Below are 18,722 nucleotides of genomic sequence, written 5' to 3' on the forward strand. Positions count from 1 at the left end.
CCCCTGCTCGAAGAGCTTGGGGAAGCGTGCCGGGCGTCGCGACGGGGCGAACATTGCCTGCCGCGGCACCAGCAGCGCCCCCTCCCCGCCGGCCAGGTTGCGGCCAGGCCCGACCCATAGAACGTGAACGATAGTTCATGTTACGGTGCGGCCCACCTTGGACGGCATGCCCCGGCCACGAACAGATGCCCCCCAGGCTGCCGTTGGGGCGCGAAGAGCGGCCGTCGGCAGAATTCCAGAGCCGCGCGCGGGCGGTCGCACCTGGGCGACTCGCGCATCACCGATGAAGGCAGGCGCCAGTGACGACGAGCTCCACCGATGCCACCCGACTCCCCCGGTTCCCGGCCGACTTCGCTTGGGGCGCGTCGACCGCCGCGTACCAGATCGAGGGCGCGGCCGACGAGGACGGCAAGGGAGCGTCCATCTGGGACACCTTCGTACGGCGCCCCGGGGCCGTACGCGACGGCCACACCGGCGACGTCGCCTGCGACCACCACCACAGGTTCGACGAGGATGTCACGCTGATGCGCCGACTCGGGCTCGACGCGTACCGCTTCTCGGTCTCCTGGCCTCGCATCCTGCCGACCGGCGCGGGCAAGGTCGAGCCGCGCGGACTGGACTTCTACGACCGCCTGGTCGACGCGCTGCTCGACGCCGGGATCGAGCCCACACCCACCCTGTTCCATTGGGACCTGCCGCAGGCCCTGGAGGACGAGGGCGGATGGCTGAACCGCGAGACCGTCGATCGGTTCGCACAGTACGCGGCCGTGGTCGCGGAACGGCTGGGCGACCGGGTCAAGCGGTGGATCACCCTGAACGAGCCCTTCGTTCACATGTCTTTCGGCTACGGCTTCGGCGTCCACGCCCCAGGCCGCGCACTGATGCTGGACGCACTGCCCGTCGCACATCACCAGCTGCTCGCCCATGGCCTTGCGACCGCGGCGCTGCGGGCCACCGTTGCAGGTGGGCAGATACTGATCGCCAACAACTGCACGCCCGTCCGTCTGCACTCCGACGCCCAGCAGGACAAGGACGTGGCGGCGGCCTCTGCCTATGACGCCCTGCACAACCGGCTCTTCAACGACCCCCTGCTGCTGGGGAGTTATCCCGACCTGTCGGCCTACGGCATGACCGACCCGAGCTGGGGAGGAGTGGTGCGCGACGGCGATCTCGCCACCATCGCCGCACCGCTGGACGGGCTGGGCGTCAACTACTACAACCCCACCTGGGTCACCGCCCCGGCCGATCCCGCCGCCGCGCTGCCCTTCGACCTGACCGAGCCCGCGGAGCCGTACGAGCGAACCGCGTTCGACTGGCCGGTGGTCCCCGACGGGCTCACGGAGCTGCTCACCGGCCTCAAGGCCCGCTACGGCGAAGACCTTCCGCCGGTGTGGATCACCGAGAACGGCTGCTCGCAGCCGGCCGGGCTGCACGACCAGGCGCGCATCGAGTACCTCGCCGGACACATCGCCGCGGTCGCCCGCGCCATGTCCCGCGGGGTGGACGTGCGCGGCTACTTCACCTGGTCGTTGCTCGACAACTTCGAGTGGGCCGAGGGGTATCACCAGCGCTTCGGTCTGGTCGAGGTCGACTTCGCCACCCGACGTCGCACGCCCCGGGCGAGCTTCGAGTGGTACCGCGACCTGATCGCCTCCCAGCGGTCCTGAGCGACGGAATCGTCATGTCCCACGCCTCCGCGGCGGACGACGCCGCCGTCCTCGCCGAGCCCACCGTCGCGGTCAGGGCCGACTGGACGGCAAACCTCTCGCTGGCCACGCTCGCCGTCTTCATGGCGTTCATGACACCCATTCAGATCCTGCTGCCACTCCAGTTGGAGCACATCGACCCGCACGGCAAGAACGATGCGCTCTCGCTCGTCACCGGCCTCGGCGCGCTTGTCGCGGTGCTGGCCAACCCGCTCGCCGGCGCATGGTCGGACCGCACCACGAGCCGGTTCGGCCGCCGCCGGCCCTGGATTCTCGGCGGCGCCCTCGCCGGGGCAGCGGGGTTGTCGGTCACCGCCACCCAGCACACCGTGGCCGGGGTCGCCGTCGGCTGGTGCCTCGCGCAGGCAGGCCTGAACGCGATGCTGGCCGGGGTCACCACCCCGATCGCCGACCGTGTACCGCTCACCCAACGCGCTCAGGTCTCCGGCTGGACCGGCCTCATGCAGTCCTTCGGCCTCGTCCTCGGCGCCCTGATCACCACACTGCTGATCACCGGTGTCCGCTCCGGCTACGGCACCCTCGCCGTGCTCACCGTCGCACTCGCCCTCCCCTTCGTGCTGCGCCACTCCGAGCCGCCCCTGCCCCGGGCACTGCGCCCCGCCTTCGACGCCCGCGCCTTCGCCCGCTCGCTCTGGGTGAGTCCCCGGCAGCACCCCGACTTCGGCTGGGCCTGGCTCACCCGATTCCTGATCAACCTCGGCAACGCCCTCGGCACCCTCTACCTGTTCTACTTCCTCGCCGACGCCGTCCACTACGGCGACCCCGGCACCGGCGTACTGATCCTCACGGTGATCTACACCCTCTGCGCCGCACTCACGGCCGTCCCCGCCGGTGTCCTGTCCGACCGCGTTGGACGCCGCAAGGTCTTCGTCGTCCTCTGTTCGCTGGTCATGGCCGCAGCAGCAGTACTGCTCGCCCTGCTCCACACCTGGCCGTCCGCCCTCGCCGCCGCGGCCGTCCTCGGCGCGGGTTACGGCATCTACCTCGCCGTCGACCAGGCCCTGGTCACCCAAGTCCTGCCCGAGGCCGCCGACCGCGCAAAAGACCTCGGCGTCATCAACATCGCCAACTCCGGCCCGCAGGTCCTCGCCCCCGCCCTCGCCTCACCGATCATCACCCACCTCGGCGGCTACACCGGCCTCTACACCACCGCGGCCCTGGTCATCCTCATCGGCGGCCTCCTCGTCAACCGCATCCGCAGCGTGGCCTGAAGTTGGCCGGACGGGCGGGCCTGTCCGACCGGGCCACCCGACTCTCGACACTCGACACTCGATCAATCATCAACTGACCGCAGATGAGCACGAGTTCACCAAAGTTGAGAAATCCTCATCTTTTTAGGCCCAGGCCGTTGACTCCGTCGACGGTGGTCGCGATTCTGAAAACTCGTCAGTAACTTGAGCGTACATGTCAATCAAGGTGAGTGATGACCATGGTTCTACCTCCGCGCCGCAGACTCAGATCCCTCACGGTGGTGTCACTGCTCCTCGCCGTGATGGCCCTGGTGCTCGGCCCGATGCCCAGCTCCGCGGCGGAGCCCGACCCCGGCTGGTGGACCCCGACCGCGCGGCCCACGCCCGACGCGCAGATCGACGTCACGGGCGAGCCCTTCAAGGGCACCGACGCCCAGGGCCGGGTAAGAGGCTTCGTCGACGCCCACGACCACATCATGGCCAACGAGGGCTTCGGCGGCCGGCTGATCTGCGGCAAGCCGTTCTCGGAGCAGGGTGTCGCTGATGCGCTCAAGGACTGCCCCGAGCACTACCCCGACGGCTCGCTCGCCATCTTCGACTTCGTCACCAAGGGCGGCGACGGCAAGCACGACCCCACTGGGTGGCCCACCTTCAAGGACTGGCCCGCCCACGACTCGCTGACCCACCAGCAGAACTACTACGCCGGAATCGAACGGGCATGGCGCGGCGGCCAGCGGGTGCTGGTCAACGACCTGGTCACCAACGGCGTGATCTGCTCGGTCTACTTCTTCAAGGACCGCAGCTGCGACGAGATGACCGCCATCCGTCTTGAGGCGAAGAAGTCGTACGACATGCAGGCCTTCATCGACAAGATGTACGGCGGCCCGGGCAAGGGCTGGTTCCGGATCGTCACCGACAGCGCGCAGGCCCGGGAAGTCATCGAGCAGGGCAAGCTGGCCGTCGTCCTGGGGGTCGAGACTTCCGAGCCGTTCGGCTGCAAGCAAATCCTGGACATCGCGCAGTGCAGCAAGGAGGACATCGACCGCGGCCTGGACGAGCTGCACGAACTGGGCGTGAGCAGCATGTTCCTGTGCCACAAGTTCGACAACGCCCTGTGCGGGGTGCGCTTCGACTCCGGCGCCCTCGGAACGGCGATCAACGTGGGCCAGTTCCTGTCGACCGGCACCTTCTGGAAGACGGAGACCTGCCCCGGCCCGCAGCACGACAACCCCATCGGCAACGCGGTGGCGGCGGAGGCGGAGAAGCAACTGCCGAAGGGGGTGACCGTCCCCTCGTATGCCTCGGGCGCGCAGTGCAACACCCGCGGTCTGACCAGCCTGGGTGAGTACGCGGTGCGCGGGCTGATGAAGCGCCACATGATGCTGGAGGTCGACCACATGAGCGTCAAGGCCGCGGGTCAGGCCTTCGACCTCCTCGAGTCCGAGTCGTACCCGGGCGTCATCTCCTCGCACAGCTGGATGGACCTGGGGTGGACCGAGCGGCTCTACAAGCTCGGCGGGTTCGCCGCCCAGTACATGAACGGCTCCGCGGCGTTCAGCGCGGAGGCCGGGCGCACGGACGCTCTGCGCGAGAAGTACCAGGTCGGCTACGGCTACGGCACCGACATGAACGGCGTCGGCGGCTGGCCGGGCCCGCGGGGCGGGGACACCCCCAACCCGGTGAAGTACCCCTTCCGCAGCACGGACGGCGGCTCGGTGATCGACAAGCAGATCACCGGCGAGCGCACGTGGGACATCAACACCGATGGCGCGGCGCACTACGGCATGGTCCCGGACTGGATCGAGGACATCCGGATCGTCGGCGGCCAGAAGGTCGTGGACGACCTCTTCACGGGTGCCGAGTCCTACCTGCGCACCTGGGGGAACGCCGAGAAGTACAAGTCCGGGGTGAATCTGGCCTCGGGCGCGGCCGCCTCGGCGTCCACGTCGGAGTGGTGGAACCCGTTCGTCAGCTTCGCTCCCGACAAGGCCGTGGACGGAGACAAGGGCACCCGCTGGGCCAGCGAGTGGGAGGACGACCAGTGGCTGCAGATCGACCTCGGATCCGCGAAGCCGGTCAAGCGCGTCACCCTCGACTGGGAGGCGGCATACGCGAAGTCGTACCGCATCGAGCTGTCGCAGGACGGCAAGAACTGGCAGACGGCATGGTCCACGACCGCTGGTGACGGCGGCCTGGACACAGCGTGGTTCGCCCGAACTGTGGCGCGCTACGTACGAATCCACGGCCTGGAGCGCGGCACCAAGTGGGGCTACTCACTCCAAGAGGTCGGCGTCTACAGCGACTGACGGCACCGGCGGCGGTGTCCCGGGCCGGGACCGGCCGGATCAACTCTCCCGATCCGGCCGGCCTGACGTCCCGGCACACCACGAAGAGCGCAGGCGCCCTGCCGGTGCCGGCGCCTGGGCGAGTGCGTAAGCCGGGACCGTGCGATCCCAACGTCGAGTCACGCATCCAGTTGTGCACGGATGAGCGTGACGACGAGATGGGCGACGGCGACGACCGAGTGGAGCCCTCATCGAGATGACTGGATCTCCTCAGCCCCGACACGGGGTTGTCCAGCGGGAACGGACGGGCTGACCGGCTAGTCGGCCACTCCCGCCCAGCGGGCCGTCCTCGTTGCCGCCATCAACGAGTGGTTGTGACGTACTGGTCCGACGACAACTCGAACACCCGTACTCGCCGACCGCAGGTGGGATTGACGGTCTCACGGACCGGATGCATCCCCAGTTTGGTCATGATCCGTTCGGAGGCGTCGTTGCCCACTTGAGCGATGCTGACGATCCGCTCCAGCCCTCGCTCTTCGAACCCGAACCGTACAGCGGCCGCAGCGGCCTCGGTGGCCAAGCCCTGCCCCCAGTGGGAACGTCCCAGCCGCCAGCCGACCTCAACCGCCGGCAGTACCTCCGGCAAGAAGTCGGGCACCGAAAGGCCGGTGAACCCGGCCAGCTCGCCAGTGGACCGGATCTCCACGGCGAACAGGCCGAAGCCCTGCGACTCCCACTCGCTCTCCCATGCCTGGACCGCGCCGCGAGTCTGCTGCTCGTCACGGACGCTGCCGTCACGGATCCACCGCATGACCTCGGGGTCGGCATTGACGGCAGCCATGGGCGCAACGTCTTCCTCGCGCCAGCGACGCAGGATCAAACGGGGAGTCTCAAGCGCGACCATCCAATCATTCTGGATCACAAATGGGCTCTCCGCCATCCACTTTCGATACACGCCCTGGGTCGGACTGGCTAAACGTGCGGAGGTCTGCGCCCTTGGGGAAGTACCGCTGTAGAAGCCGGTTGGTGTTCTCCCCGGCAACCGTCTGCCTGACCGTTCTCTCCCATGTGCAGCCACGCACGGTGCCTCATGCCCCTACCCGCGCGCTGCGTAGGCCGCCAGACGCTCTCCCTCTCCGGTCAGGCAGCAGCTGGTGCACCGGACGGCTTCGCTGCTCGTGTAGTAGAGGCAGCAGGTGCGGCGCAGATACACGAGCCGGGTCCGGCCGTCGCTCGCCCGTCGGACCCGGGCGACGCGGCCGAGCGCGGCGAGTCCACCGGGCGCGTGTCCGACGAAGAGGTTCCAGCGCTCCTCGAGCAGGTCCGGGTCCGCGTCCGACGCGCACAGGGCGGTAGCGCAGCCGTGGGCGATGCCGCCCCTGAGCTGGCGCAGGCCCGCTCGGGTGCGCCGGTGCAGAGCGTCGGCGAGCGGCAGCAGATGTCGCTCGAGGACGACGCCGTACAACTGGCGCACGGTGGCGCCGCGCTGGGGCAGGGTGCGCGGGTGCAGGACGCGTACGCCCTTGATGCCGTGGCCGTCCGGGGCGACAAGGACGTTCGATGCGGACAGGTCGAGGACCTGGTCGTGCAGTGCCCAGTGCAGCAGTGCCGCCGCGGTGACATGGCCCGCGTACACCGCCATGACGGTCAGGGCGGTGGCGTGAGCGGTGCGGTGGCCCGCGGCCGCGTGCTCGTAGGCGAGCAGCCGGCCGAGTTCGGGGCCTGCGGGGTCCAGGAGCCGGTCGGCCGCGAGCCAGCTCTCCGCCTGCGCGGCGGGCGGCGGGCCCTCCTCGACGTGCCAGCGTGATCGCCTGCCCGCAGAGCCGCTCAACGCTCCGTCTCCGGCGGAATGTAGACGATGTGCGGGGCGCTGGTCGTCGGATGGGTGCCGATGCGAGCGCGCACGCCGTAGACGCTGTCCAGGAGTTCTTCGGTGATGACGTCGGCGGGCGGACCGGAGGCGACGACGCGGCCCGCGTCCAGGACGTGGAGGCGGTCGCAGTACGAGGCGGCGAGGTTGAGGTCGTGGAGGACGACCAGCTTGGTGGCGGGCAGCGTGCGCAGCAGGGAGAGGAGCTCCAGCTGGTGGCGGATGTCGAGGTGGTTGGTGGGTTCGTCGAGGGCGAGGAGCCCCGGCTCCTGCACCAACGCCCTTGCTACCAGGGCTCGTTGTCGTTCGCCACCGGAGAGCTGCTCGAAGGGGCGGTGGGCGAGGTCGGCGGAGCCGACGCGGGTGAGGGCTTCGGTGACGCGGCGGGTGTCGTCCTTGGTGTCCTGTTCCCAGAAGCGTTTGTGGGGGCTGCGTCCCATGGCGACCACCTCGGCGACGGTGAGGCCGAAGGCCCCGGGGGCGTCCTGCGGGACGACGGCGACACGGCGGGCGCGTTCCTTGACGGTGAGCGCGAAGGAGTCGGTGCCGTCGATGCTGATGCTGCCCGCGGTGGGGCGCAGGGTGCCGTAGATGCAGCGCAGCAGGGTGGTCTTGCCGCTGCCGTTCGGGCCGACCAGGCCGACCGTCTCGCCGGGCACGGCGTCGAGGTCGACGTCCCGTATGAGGGATGTGCCGTCGGCGGTCGTGTGGCCGAGGCCGGTGACGGTGAGGGCTGCCGGGTGTGGTGTCATGCCATCAGCCCTTCCGTCCGCGTGTGGCGGCGCAGGAGCCACAGGAAGTAGGGGCCTCCGGTGAGCGCGGTGACCACTCCGACGGGGATCTCCTGTGGGGCGGCGACTGTGCGGGCCACCAGGTCGGCGAGGAGGAGGAACACGGCGCCGCCGAGCGCGGCGACGGGCAGGAGCCTGCGGTGTCCGGCCCCGGTGATCATGCGGGCCACATGCGGCACCATCAGTCCTACGAAGCCGATCGCGCCGCTGTACGCGACGAGGACGCCGATGACGAGCGAGGTCAGCACGAAGACGGCGGCCCGGAACCGGTTGGTGTCCAGGCCGAGGACCTGGGCGCTCTCCTCCCCCGCGAGCAGCAGGTCGAGCGGACGGGCGAGCGCGACCAGCAGCACTGTGCCGAGAGTCAGCACAATGGCGGGCAGGGCGAGTTGATCCCAGCGGGCGCCGCCGAGCCCGCCCAGCGTCCAGAACATGATGGCCCGCGCGTGCTCGGCCTTTGCCGACAGTACGAGGACGAGGCTGGTGAACGCGGCCAGGATGTACTGCACGGCGACCCCGGCGAGCACGAGCCGCCCGGCGGTCATGATGCCGCCGCGCCGCGCGAGCGCGTACACGACGACGAGCGCGCCCATGGAGCCGAGGAACGCGGCGACGGGCAGGGCGACGGTGCTGGCGGTGCCCGCGCCCACGCCGAGCACGATGACGAGGACCGCGCCCAAGGAGGCTCCCGATGAGGCGCCGAGCAGGTACGGGTCGGCGAGCGGGTTGCGGACGACGGCCTGCAGCACGGTGCCTGCGACGGCGAGTCCCGCTCCGACGACGACGGCGAGGATCACGCGTGGCATCCGTACGTCCCACACGATCGATGCGAACGCTCCCGTGTGCTCCCCGGAGAACAGGATCCCCACCACCTGTCCCGGCGGGATCCGGACCGCGCCGATCGCGAGGCCCGCGACGGCGGCCGCGCCGACCGCGAGGCTCAGCGCGGCGACGAGCAGGGGGAAGGAGCGTATGCGGGTGCTCACTTCGCCTCGGGGTGCAGCTGCGCGGCGAGGTCGTCGACGGCGTCGGCCGCGCGCACCCCCAGCACGGCCGAGGACAGCGGCAGGACGGCGAACCGCTTGTGCCGGATGGCCGGGACGTCCTTGAGGGCCGGGTCGGTCAGCAGCCGCTTCCTCTTCGCGGCGACGCTGGTGCCGCCGTAGTCGTAGATCACGACGACGTCGGGCTTGCGGGCGATGACCCGCTCCCAGGAGACGTCGGCGAAGGACTTGTGGACGTCGGAGAAGACGTTGCGGCCGCCCGCGCGGCGGATGATGTCGTTGCCGAGTCCCTGGCCGCCGGCGGTGAACGCGCTGGAGTCTCCGGAGTCGTACACGAACACGGAGACCGGCTTGCCGCCCTTGAGGCGAGCAGCGACGGAGTCGAGGCCCTGCTGCTCCCGCTCGATGAGCTTCTTGCCGCGCTCAGGAACACCGAAGATCCGCGCCACCTGCGTGATCTCCGTCTTGAGGTCGTCGACGCCGATCGGACCGCCGGCACAACTCTCGATGTTCAGGCGGGTGTTGATCCCGGCTTTCTGGAGCCCGTCGCGGTCGCGGCCCTCGCCCTTGTCGAAGGCACTGGCGTAACCGCCGTACACGAAGTCCGGGTCGGCGCCGAGCAGGGCCTCCCTCGACGGGTACTCCCGGGCGAGCACCCTCACCGAGCCGTATGCCTTCTGGTAAGCGGGCTGGATCTTGTCGTCCAGGTAGGCGGTTCCCGCCATGCGGTCCTGCAGGCCGAGGGCGAGCAGGATCTCGGTAGCGTGCTGGTTGAGCGTCACAGCGCGCTTCGGCGGCTGCTCGAACGTCGTCTTCACACCGCAGTTGGTGACCGTGTACGGGAAACCGGCGGCCGTGGCGCCCGCCTTGTCGTCGTCCTTGCCGCCGGATGCGCCGCACGCGGCGAGCGGGAGCAGGAGCAGAGTCGTCACGAGCGTGCGCGAGGCCGCGCCGATGCGGAACATACGGAAGCCTTTCCGGAGGATCCTCGTCCCCGGTCGGAACGGAAAGGCGGCCCGGCAGTATCTGGCTTCCAGCCGACTCCAGGGGAGCACGGCAGGTCACAGTGGCGGGACCGCACCGGAATCACACCGGCTTCCTGGCCCTGGCCGCCTTGGTTGGGTGAGCACAGTGTGCCAGACGGACGACCAGACCCGATGCTCCGCCCCTGTCCCTCTCACGGGAGGGACCACACCGTCCGGCCGGCGGGGCCGCGACAACTCCCGCTGCGCCTTGGCCAGGCGGGCACGGTCCCGGCGCTCATGCCGGGGGACGGGTCCGGCACTCAGGGCCTGTTCTGAGTTCCCCGTCTGCGCCCCGACGCCCGGCACGCACGCTCGCCAGAATAGGCCCTAGTCGGCGAGGCAGCAGTCCCCGCACTTCCCGCCACCGGGCACGCGGTAGTAGAGGCAGCAGCTGCGGCGGCGGAACGTCAGGTCCGGGCCCGTGATGCGGCCCGTACCCACGAGGCGGCCCGTGCCGAGCAGTTCAGTGGTCAGCCGGGTCAGGGCCGCACGCGTCCCGGGACGGGCCCGCAGCAGCACAGCGGCCGATCCGGCCAAAGCGGAGGCGACGTTTCCGTCCAGGAGCCGCGGCGCGATCCTCACGTCGAGCGTGCTTTCCACTTCCGCCAACAGCGAGGCGACCTGCTCGTACACCGCGTCGACGACACACGGCAGCTGCTCGACCCTGCGGCCCACCGGACGCCGCAGCCGTACCGATGAGCTGTCGTCGGCCCACTCCACGCCGCTCAGGTCGGGCACGATCCCGTGCAGCACCGTGCACGCCAGAAGAGGTGACCACAGACGGGCCGACAACCCCAGATGAACGAGGGACACCCCGATACGGGCTTCCTTCGTCGCATACCGGCGGCTCACCTCACGTGCCCGGTGGGCGAACCCTTCCGCCAGCGGTGTCGGGCTCGCGGCTTCTTCAGGCAGGACGAAAAAGCCGCCCAGCGCGGACACGTCTCGAAGTGCAACGTCCGCCGAGGCGGCGGGCGCACCCCCCGTGCTCTCCTCCACGACCTCAACTCCCCTCCTTGCGCGGCGGTTCAGCACGGCCCGGCGACCGGTCACGACGCGTCGGGTCGCCGTGGAGCAGCGATGACGTACAGGTCGAGAATCTCGGGCATCGGCGCCGCACCGGGACCACCCGCCCGCACCCAGGTGATGACGTCCTCAGTTGCGTCGGTGTCGTTGACCAGGCCGAGCCACACCGGCCGCGCTCCGGCGCGGCGTGCGGCGGCCGACGGCTGGACGACGATGACGTTGGCCTGCTCGCACACATCCAGGCACTCGGAGATGCGCACAGGGACCGTGGCGCGCAGCCGCGCCGACTGGGCCGCGTGATCGCCCGGCACCTTCACGGTGCCGCAGCAGCAGTCCCGGCACACCACGACCCGGCTCGGAGCCGAGCCTCTCGCACCCTGGGCCGCTGCCGTGCCGGTCGCTGTTCCTGTCATACCGCACGCTGCCTCTCACCGGGGAGATCCGCCCCGGAATCCGTCGAGGAGGCGACAGCGTGAGTCTCCTGGCTCTCGGGTCGCCGCCGATCCCGGCCTTCCCGCCCTCACGGGCAGTGGCCTGTCGGGATCGACTCGCCGATCACAGTGGCGGGACCGCGCCGGAATCACACCGGCTTCCTCTGCCCGCCGTCGCCCAGAACGCCGGCCATCCTCTCACGCTGCTCGCGCGCCTGCTCAGCGATGAAGACGAGGGCTTCGTCGTCCAGACGGCCACCACGCGCCCGACCACGCTCGGGCAGCCGCTGGCCTTGCCGCACGGTGAGGATCTTGGCGACGGGATCGGCCGCCGGCCGGACGCGGCACGGCTCAGCCGGGTGTCGCCGTGAGGCGGTTCGCCGCGGTCTGGTGCAGGGGCCCGGTGAGACGCTCGGCCATCAGGCGATAGCCCTCCGGGCCGGGGTGGAGGCCGTCGGGAAGAAGGCCGGCGTCCTTCGCGCCCAGAACGGTGCGACCGTCGATCACATGGAGGCGGCGGTCGCCGAGCCGCTGCAGGGCGCGGGCGACCGAGGCGACCGTTTCCCGGACGTCGGCGAGGGTCATGCCGACGGCGTTGGGCTTGTCCTCGCGCGCCGGGGAGACGATCGGCGAGATCACGGCGAGGGGCGTGTCCGGATGGCGCTCGCGGATGTCGCCGATGAACGCGGCGACCCGCCCGGGAAGCGTCCGCGGACCGTAGCTCGCCTCGCCGTAGATGTTGATGCCGAGGCACAGGGAGACGAGGTCGGCTTCGGCCTCGGCGATCGTGCGCACGGCCACGGCGTCCATGTGGCACTGACCGGCCACCCCCAGGCAGGTGAGGTCCCAGCCGAGTGCGCGCGCCACCAGCGCCGGCCAGGTCTCGCTGGGCCCGGGGGCGGCGTCGCAGTGCGTGATCGAGCTGCCGTAGGTGATCCAGCGCGGCCGGGGACCTGGTGCGGCCGGCGGCTCCAGGGTGCCGTCCAGGGTCAGCGGGCCGACGGTGATCTCGCCGAACTGCGGCAGCCACAACTCGACGTCCTTGCTCCCGGCCGGCAGGCGCACGCGGTGCACGTTCGAGCCGGCGTGCTGCGGCCGTCGCACCCACAGCGCGCCGTCGACCAGCACGTCCAGCGGCGAGACCCTGTCGTCGACCGCCGTGATCTCGAGGGTCAGCTTCTCGGCGTCGGTGCGCACCGCCGCGCGGACACCGGCCGCCATCCGGGCGATCCTGCCGAGAGCCGGGGCGAACGCGGTGTCGAGCCGGGCGGGCGGCAGACGCCACGGCTGCCAGGCGCAACCCACCGGCGTCCACGCGACGCATCCGCGCCAGACGCCCGATGCGTCGTCCGGCGTCACGCGCAGGCTTCTTCTGTGGTCCATGGCCCAGTCTCCCATCCGTCGTTCACCGCGTGAGCGGCGTTCGGCACGCCGCGGCCGCCGCCTCGCGGTCGAAGCGGCGGCGCTCCCGTGCCCGGACGGTGTGCCAGGACGTTCCTGCCGTCGCCTGCGGGCTTACAAGACACGGCGGTTGGGTCTACCAGTTGATGAACGCGCCGTCAGCGGTGCGCAGATGGGGCCGTTCGTCGGCCACCGCCTGGTAGCGCCGGGCTTCCTTGCGGTCGATGTCCACCCCGATGCCGGGTACCGCGTTGCGCTCGATCCGGCCCGGCAGCACGGTCGGGCGGACGGTGAACAGCCCGGCCACGACCGCCTCCGGTTCGGCCTGGTGCTCCTGGACGGCGACGTTGGGGCAGGTCAGGTTGAGCTGGAGGGAGGAGGCGGCCGTGACCGGGCCCAGCGGGTTGTGCGTGGCGAGTCTGATGCAGTGCGTCTCGGCCATGGCGGCGATCTTCTTGGCTTCCGTCAGGCCCGCCACCACTCCCACGTCGAGGCGGGTGTAGTCGATCAGCTCCTCCTCGATGAGCTGCCGGAACTCGCTTTTGGAGCCGAACTGCTCGCCCGCGGCCAGCGGCACCCCGGTACGGGCCCGCAGCATCCGGTAGCTGTCGGGGTTCTCGCTGCGCAGCGGGTCCTCGACGAAGTAGGGCCGGGCGGCTTCGATCTCCCGGCACAGGGCCCGGTCAAGTACGTCCCCCCGTCCTTCGCCAAAGACATCACGCAGACGTCCATCCCCGAGCGCCGGATCATCAAGGCCGGCGACAACGGCTGCGCCTACTGGTGGATCGAGTTCGGCGGCGAGCTGGACACCGTCCACGACAACGAGCGCATCCGGGACGAACTCTGGTCGGTGATCTACGGCAGTGCTCGCGCTGTTCGCCGAGGAGGGAGTCGAGGTCAACGCCCTGGTGCTTGAGGACCCCGGCGACCTGCCCGCCCGCCTGGTGGTGAAGGGCGACGCCGCCGATCCGGCCACCGTGCGGCAGGCGCTGGCCGGCGTGGACGCGGTGGTCCACCTCGCGGCCATCCCCACACCCCGCAGGCACCCGGCGCGCGAGGTCTTCGCGGTCAACACGCTGTCCACCTTCACGGTTCTGGAGGAGGCCGGCCGCGCGGGCATCCGCCATGCGGTGCTGGGTGGCGGCGGTGGCGTCCACGTCAAGATCAGCGGGACGCCGAAGCGATCGCCACCCGGAGCTCGCGCGCCAGTCGATCGACGTGGGGCTCGACGACGAGCGTGACGTGGTCGCCGGGGAGCTCCCGGACGCGCGGCGGCTGCGTCGAGACTTCTTCCCAGCCTCCCGTGGCGGTCTCGCACAGCGCGGAGTCGTAGGCGCGAAAGAACGAGATCGGGCCCGTGTAGACATCCTTGGGAGCGTACCCGGCGCGACAGATGCGAGCGCCGAGATCCGCGACACGGCTCACGCGGTGGTCGGGCTCGTCCGGTGTGAACATGCTGCGCTCCCTGGCGAGCTCCATGACGAACGCCGATCGTCGCTCCGGCTCGACGGCGAGCAGCGTCTCGCGCTTCAGCGGGAGCTCCTGGCTGAACCAGGACTTGAACCCTCTCCCGAAGAAAATCAGGGCCTCGAAAGGGTCCTGGACGATTTCCGTGATCTCGTCGCGGAAGAAGGGGGCGGGCGCGAGGCCGTCAATGGCGGCGAGCAAGGCCACGCGTTCCCCGCGGCGCTGCAGCTGCAGGGCCATCTCCAGGGCGACCATGGCGCCGACGCAGTGACCTCCCAGGAGATACGGCCCGCGCGGCTGCACGGAGCGCATGGACTCGATGTGGTCCTCCGCCATGTCCTCTACGTGGTCGAACGGCGGTTCAGCACCATGGAGCCCTCGGGTCTGGAGGGCGTGGAAGGGTTGGTCCGGCGCCATCCGGCGCGCGAGCGCGTGGAAGTAGTAGACGTTTCCCTCCCCACTCGGCAGGAAGAAGAACGGGCATTTCGAGCCGTGCGGCTGGAGCGACACGACGGGCTGCTCGCAGAGCTTCCTCGATCGCGCGCGCAGGCGGCAGCCGATGCGCTCGATCGTCGGCGCCTCGAGGAACGTCTTCATCGAGAGCGGCGGAGCGTCGAGTTGCGCCGCCATCGTGTCAAGGACGGCCTCCGCCTTGGCGTGGTCGCCACCGAGGGTGAAGAAGTCGTCCTTCACCCCGATGTCGTCCACGTGGAGGAGGTCTGACCAGATCTGCCAGAGCCGCAGTTCGTAGATGTCTCGGGGGGTCACAGGTCGCGGGGGCATGTCCTTCTTCCTCAGCCGTGCCCGGGAATGGGGGCGCGTGCGCGTCGCTCGTGCTCAAGCGGACCCGGACGCATTCCACTGTGGCGTCCTTGGCTTGCGCCGGGCGGTTCGTGACGGACCGGGAGTTCCTGGTCGCGCACCCGGCGCTTGACCTGCATCGGCAACGCGCCAAAGACCGCCTCGCGCGCGAGCACGCTCGCGATGAGATGCGCGACGCGCGACCAGTCGCAGTACCCGTCGATCGCTGCCCGCTGGCGCGACTGGACGTCCGGCTCCACCGCACGGCGCAGCGTGATCAGTGCCTTCTGCTGATCGTCGCCGAGCGTGTCCACGAGGACCGGCAGCGGCGAGTCGAGGTGTTTGGCGCACTGGGTGGCATAGAGCCGCTCGAGCTGGAACGCATAGACCGCGCGCTCCATGGCCACCTCCGCCGTGATCGCATCCACGGTTCCGTCCGGTCCCGTCAGCGGATCGGGCGACATGAGGAGCGGGGGGATGCCGTTCGCAAGCGCGGCGCCGATGCTGCTCAGGCCCGGGCGGCAGACGAAAGTCGCCCGCGGTTTGGCGCGGAGGGCTCGGAGGAACGTGCTCCAGTGCTCGTTGATCCATCCGAGGGGCGTCACGTTCGCCCGTGGCCGGCGCTCGAGCTCGAGGGCCAGCCACGCGCGATCCTCCGCGCTCCCGCCCGCGAACAGAAACTGCGTCTCCTCCATCCGTGCCGCCAGCGCCAGCATCGTGCGCCAGTGTTGGCGGCTGCGGGCGGAGAAGCCGTTGCCCTGCGACACGAGCGCGACGCCGCGTGAATCTCGCGGGGTGAAGAGGTACCGGAGCGCCGCCCAGTGCTGGGCCAGGACGGCGCCGGCCCGCTCTGCGGCCTGTTCCGGGCAGAGCTCGCTGGCTTGGCCGAGCGGCGGGACGACCACATAGGGCTGCTTGCCCGACTCCAGCGACAGCCAGTCACGCCAGTTGACGGCTTGATACCAGATCGTGCCGCTCTGAGGCAGGCGGGCCATGATCTCCCGGCTGGCGGCCTCGAAGTCGGCCGAGGGCTTGCGCCGCGGATCGGTCCCTGACGCATGCAGCGCGTCCTGGAGTTCGCGCCGCGTGTGGATGGCCGGGGCGGACGCGGCCAGGAGCTCGGCCACTCCCGTCGCCGGCTTCGACGATCGGGCCTGGCCCGCCAGCTGCCTCAGGCACGAGAACTCCTCGAACGCATAGCGCACGGCATGCAGAGGGACTTCCTTTTGCTGCGCGTGCTCGGCGAGCTGGTGCAGGATCCAGGTCTCCGGCCGGCAGTCATTGACGATGGCGGCCGCGCCCGCGCCGGCCTGGGCGAGCTCGAGGTTGTCCGCGATCCAAAGGAGAGCGGCCTCGCGGTTCAGGAGCTCCGGTCGCGAGAGGTTGGCTACATCGGAGGGTGTGATCGTCGCCGACTCCGAGTCGCTGTAATAGAGCGGAATCACGTGGAGCCCCGCTGGGCTCTCGGCTTTGCGGCGAGCGTGGGCCGCGTCCTCCTGCCGCCGGATCGCGGCGGTGAAAGGGATCGGTTCCGGGAGCCTGGCGAGGGCTCCGTGCACGGCTGGTACCCAGCCCGTCGTGTGCCCGAAGGCTTGGGCAACGTACAGCGCACCCGTACAAGCGGACGCGCCGTGGACCGTCACACGGAAGTGACCCGCGCGCCGGGGATCCGGTCTCGTGGCATAGAGCGAGGCCTGCGCCTCCAGCAGCGACGAGCCGTCGCATGGGACGAGCACCGCCAGCCTCTCGTCGCGATCCGAGACGAGGATGCTGTCAGATCCGGCCGCCAGGGCGAACGCCGCCCCGTCCTGGGCCGGCGGCGCGTCCTCGATCGGCAGCGGCTGCCCGGCGACGGCGATCCGCGGCAACTGTCCGGGGACGAGGTACCTCACCTCGACGCGCCCGAGCGAGAGCATCACGGCGTTGCCACGGAGCGCGCGGAACGGCTCATCCGGCGGCGGATACGCGAACATCGAAGAGGCTGTCATCGGGTGGCCTCGTTCGCGTGGAGGTCCCTGGCGATCATGTCCTCGTAGGTCTCCGGGCGACGGATGAGCGTCTCGCGGCCCTGGTCCAGGACCACGATGCCCGGCTGTGGAAAGCAGAAGGAGTTCGAGAAGGAGACCAGATAGGCCCCCGCGTCCATGATCGCGAGCGTGTCTCCGACCCGGAGTGGGGGGAGCTCGACGGTTTGACGCAGGCAGTCCATCGGGCTGCAGGTAGGGCCGTCGAGGGTGTAGGCCTCGCTCCGGGATTGGCCCCACCGCTCGGCATGGAAGATCTCGTGATACTCGCGGTGCAGGATGTGGGCGATGTTCTCGCCGGCATCCAGGATCGCGTGCGCGGGCCCCGCTCCGGGCGCGTTGAGGCTGTTGACCCGGCAGAGCAGTATCTGGGTGTTCCCGGTCAGCGCGCGTCCGGGCTCCAGCAGGACGCGAGGCGCCGGTCGGCCGGCGCGACGGAAGTGATCCTCGACCTGCTCGACGAGCAACGCCAGGTAGCGTTCGATGGAAAGCCTGCGGCCCACCCGCTCGGCGAGCGGGAGCGGCGAGGTATCGAGCGGCAGCACCGTCGGGACCGCCAGGCTCCCACCGAGGTCGAGCAGCTCCACGCCGAGGCCGAGCCGGGCGTGGAGCGCATCGCAGAACTCCAGCACCTCGCGGACGAAGCGCTCCAACGTGTCCGCATCCTCGATGGCCACGCCGCGGTGCGCGTGCAACCCGACGACCCGCAGCGAGGGATGTGCCAGGGCCTCCTCGTAGGCCGCCAGGGCCTGCCCTCCGGCGATCGGGACGCCGAACTTGCCCGACCAGCTGTCGGAGGTGGCCACGCGCAGGCCCACGTCGGTGCGCTTGCCGAACTCCGCGGCGGCCTGTGCGACGAGCGCGATTTCCTCGCGATGATTCAGATGGGTGAGCAGCAGATCGCTCTGGACCAACGTGCGCACGACACTCGGGGTCTTGCCCGGGCCGTTGTAGATGATCCTTCCGGGCTCGACCCCGAGCCGCAGGGCGAGCCACAGCTCGTACGGAGAGACCACCTCGGCTCCGACGCCGAGCTGCGAGAGCCTCTGGAGCACGGCCGGAATCGGATTGGTCTTGTAGGAGTAGAAGACTTCGACACCCAGTGACCGGCCCCGCGGCACCTGTTGGAAGCGCCGGACGTTCTCGGCGAGCCGGGCGCCGTGGACGACGAAGAGAGGGCTCCCCCAGCGATCCGCCAGGCTCGAGAGCGTCTTCCCCTCCAGGCACAGCGCTCCTTCGGCGCGCGTCAGGCCCCATGTCTCGGGATGAAGGGACTGCGACGCCTCGGCCGATGGGTTCGGGCACCTTTCGGGAGTAACGACACAGTGTGCGGACAACGCCGCACTGTCGGAGCCGGTCCCGGCTTCGTTGAGGGAGAGGCGTTCGAGCGAGGTGCGGGGGATGGACACGAACTCGGCGATCCGCCGCGGCACCGCATTCGGTTCGGCGTTGTCGGCGCTGGTCGTACCGGGAAGCCGGCCGGCGCCGCTCAGCTCCTGTCGCCGCCACGTGTAGATCGTCTGGTCGCCGATGTCGAGATCCGCAGCGATCTGTGCGACACGACGGCCCGCAGCGATCAGGTCGAGCACCTTCCGCCGGAACTCCGGCGGGTATTGCTTGGGCATGGGGAGCGGCCCTCCGTGCAACTGGGATCAGTAATCCTCCAGCAACCTGACTCCG

General features: G+C 70.1%; 17 protein-coding genes and 2 riboswitches. Of the genes, 4 read left to right on the top strand and 13 right to left on the bottom strand.

Going from position 1 to position 18,722, the window contains the following annotated elements:
* Positions 1–299 precede the first annotated feature (299 nt).
* From BIV24_RS04545 to BIV24_RS04555, 3 genes are all read left to right on the top strand, one after another.
* A complete protein-coding gene (locus BIV24_RS04545; RefSeq protein WP_071364836.1) occupies positions 300–1,667 on the top strand; it encodes a GH1 family beta-glucosidase in 1,368 nt (455 codons plus the stop codon).
* A 14-nt stretch (positions 1,668–1,681) separates the two neighbouring features.
* Positions 1,682–2,938, top strand: a complete 1,257-nt coding sequence (locus BIV24_RS04550) for an MFS transporter (RefSeq protein ID WP_071364837.1) — start codon at positions 1,682–1,684, stop codon at positions 2,936–2,938.
* A 212-nt stretch (positions 2,939–3,150) separates the two neighbouring features.
* Entirely contained in the window at positions 3,151–5,223 is a 2,073-nt protein-coding gene (locus BIV24_RS04555) for a discoidin domain-containing protein (protein ID WP_177198618.1), read from the top strand.
* 340 nt (positions 5,224–5,563) lie between these two features.
* On the opposite strand, the gene BIV24_RS04560 is transcribed toward BIV24_RS04555, so the two are convergent.
* The 10 genes from BIV24_RS04560 to BIV24_RS04600 all read right to left on the bottom strand — a co-directional run bounded on the left by BIV24_RS04560 (position 5,564) and on the right by BIV24_RS04600 (position 13,567).
* Positions 5,564–6,106, bottom strand: coding sequence for a GNAT family N-acetyltransferase (locus tag BIV24_RS04560; RefSeq protein ID WP_079168000.1), 543 nt, complete (start codon positions 6,104–6,106; stop codon positions 5,564–5,566).
* Positions 6,107–6,298: 192 nt separating this feature from the next.
* A complete protein-coding gene (locus BIV24_RS04565; protein WP_071364840.1) occupies positions 6,299–7,033 on the bottom strand; it encodes a (2Fe-2S)-binding protein in 735 nt (244 codons plus the stop codon).
* A complete protein-coding gene (locus tag BIV24_RS04570; protein ID WP_071364841.1) occupies positions 7,030–7,824 on the bottom strand; it encodes an ABC transporter ATP-binding protein in 795 nt (264 codons plus the stop codon). The genes BIV24_RS04565 and BIV24_RS04570 overlap by 4 nt, the downstream gene beginning before the upstream one ends.
* Positions 7,821–8,837 (bottom strand): FecCD family ABC transporter permease, encoded by a 1,017-nt coding sequence (locus BIV24_RS04575; protein ID WP_425442524.1) that lies wholly within the window; start codon positions 8,835–8,837, stop codon positions 7,821–7,823. Before BIV24_RS04575 ends, BIV24_RS04570 begins: the two co-directional genes overlap by 4 nt.
* 8 nt (positions 8,838–8,845) lie before the next feature.
* Positions 8,846–9,832 carry an ABC transporter substrate-binding protein gene (locus BIV24_RS04580; protein ID WP_071364843.1) on the bottom strand — a complete coding sequence of 329 codons (987 nt, stop codon included), beginning with the start codon at positions 9,830–9,832 and terminating at the stop codon, positions 8,846–8,848.
* Positions 9,833–9,867: 35 nt separating this feature from the next.
* A riboswitch (cobalamin riboswitch) is annotated at positions 9,868–9,992 on the bottom strand.
* Positions 9,993–10,219: 227 nt separating this feature from the next.
* The gene (locus BIV24_RS04585; protein WP_071364844.1) at positions 10,220–10,891 is read right to left on the bottom strand and encodes a (2Fe-2S)-binding protein; all 672 of its coding nucleotides are present in this window, start codon (positions 10,889–10,891) and stop codon (positions 10,220–10,222) included.
* A gap of 50 nt (positions 10,892–10,941) precedes the next feature.
* Complete coding sequence (locus BIV24_RS04590) at positions 10,942–11,331, bottom strand: (2Fe-2S) ferredoxin domain-containing protein (RefSeq protein ID WP_245766668.1); 390 nt, start codon at positions 11,329–11,331, stop codon at positions 10,942–10,944.
* 61 nt (positions 11,332–11,392) lie between these two features.
* Positions 11,393–11,514: riboswitch (cobalamin riboswitch) on the bottom strand.
* Positions 11,499–11,651, bottom strand: coding sequence for a hypothetical protein (locus BIV24_RS34160; RefSeq protein ID WP_177198619.1), 153 nt, complete (start codon positions 11,649–11,651; stop codon positions 11,499–11,501). Its footprint overlaps the riboswitch before it by 16 nt.
* Before the next feature lie 49 nt (positions 11,652–11,700).
* Entirely contained in the window at positions 11,701–12,732 is a 1,032-nt protein-coding gene (locus BIV24_RS04595; protein ID WP_143064560.1) for a GDSL-type esterase/lipase family protein, read from the bottom strand.
* Between the two features lie 154 nt (positions 12,733–12,886).
* Complete coding sequence (locus BIV24_RS04600; RefSeq protein WP_071364847.1) at positions 12,887–13,567, bottom strand: enolase C-terminal domain-like protein; 681 nt, start codon at positions 13,565–13,567, stop codon at positions 12,887–12,889.
* Between the two features lie 46 nt (positions 13,568–13,613).
* Between BIV24_RS04600 and BIV24_RS04605 the strand changes: the two genes are divergently transcribed.
* The gene (locus BIV24_RS04605; protein ID WP_071364848.1) at positions 13,614–13,991 is read left to right on the top strand and encodes an NAD-dependent epimerase/dehydratase family protein; all 378 of its coding nucleotides are present in this window, start codon (positions 13,614–13,616) and stop codon (positions 13,989–13,991) included.
* Here BIV24_RS04605 and BIV24_RS04610 read toward each other — a convergent pair.
* The 3 genes from BIV24_RS04610 to BIV24_RS04620 are packed head-to-tail and all read right to left on the bottom strand — an operon-like array spanning position 13,915 to position 18,667.
* The gene (locus BIV24_RS04610) at positions 13,915–15,000 is read right to left on the bottom strand and encodes a thioesterase domain-containing protein (RefSeq protein WP_071364849.1); all 1,086 of its coding nucleotides are present in this window, start codon (positions 14,998–15,000) and stop codon (positions 13,915–13,917) included. The two genes, BIV24_RS04605 and BIV24_RS04610, sit on opposite strands and share 77 nt — an antisense overlap.
* A gap of 11 nt (positions 15,001–15,011) precedes the next feature.
* Complete coding sequence (locus BIV24_RS04615; protein WP_071364850.1) at positions 15,012–17,006, bottom strand: hypothetical protein; 1,995 nt, start codon at positions 17,004–17,006, stop codon at positions 15,012–15,014.
* Positions 17,003–18,667: a transposase gene (locus tag BIV24_RS04620; RefSeq protein WP_071364851.1), complete on the bottom strand. Its 1,665-nt coding sequence runs from the start codon at positions 18,665–18,667 to the stop codon at positions 17,003–17,005. The genes BIV24_RS04615 and BIV24_RS04620 overlap by 4 nt, the downstream gene beginning before the upstream one ends.
* Positions 18,668–18,722 lie beyond the last annotated feature (55 nt).

Origin of the sequence: Streptomyces colonosanans, from assembly GCF_001866645.1 — a bacterium.
GTDB lineage: Bacteria > Actinomycetota > Actinomycetes > Streptomycetales > Streptomycetaceae > Streptomyces > Streptomyces colonosanans.

Excerpts from the sequence above, each read along its gene's own strand:
- BIV24_RS04610 (WP_071364849.1), bottom strand. The coding sequence starts at position 15,000 with ATGCCCCCGCGACCTGTGACCCCCCGAGACATCTACGAACTGCGGCTC.
- BIV24_RS04590 (WP_245766668.1), bottom strand. The coding sequence starts at position 11,331 with ATGACAGGAACAGCGACCGGCACGGCAGCGGCCCAGGGTGCGAGAGGC.
- BIV24_RS04580 (WP_071364843.1), bottom strand. The coding sequence starts at position 9,832 with ATGTTCCGCATCGGCGCGGCCTCGCGCACGCTCGTGACGACTCTGCTC.
- BIV24_RS04620 (WP_071364851.1), bottom strand. The coding sequence starts at position 18,667 with ATGCCCAAGCAATACCCGCCGGAGTTCCGGCGGAAGGTGCTCGACCTG.
- BIV24_RS04570 (WP_071364841.1), bottom strand. The coding sequence starts at position 7,824 with ATGACACCACACCCGGCAGCCCTCACCGTCACCGGCCTCGGCCACACG.
- BIV24_RS04555 (WP_177198618.1), top strand. The coding sequence starts at position 3,151 with ATGACCATGGTTCTACCTCCGCGCCGCAGACTCAGATCCCTCACGGTG.
- BIV24_RS04560 (WP_079168000.1), bottom strand. The coding sequence starts at position 6,106 with ATGGTCGCGCTTGAGACTCCCCGTTTGATCCTGCGTCGCTGGCGCGAG.
- BIV24_RS04550 (WP_071364837.1), top strand. The coding sequence starts at position 1,682 with ATGTCCCACGCCTCCGCGGCGGACGACGCCGCCGTCCTCGCCGAGCCC.
- BIV24_RS04615 (WP_071364850.1), bottom strand. The coding sequence starts at position 17,006 with ATGACAGCCTCTTCGATGTTCGCGTATCCGCCGCCGGATGAGCCGTTC.
- BIV24_RS04595 (WP_143064560.1), bottom strand. The coding sequence starts at position 12,732 with ATGGACCACAGAAGAAGCCTGCGCGTGACGCCGGACGACGCATCGGGC.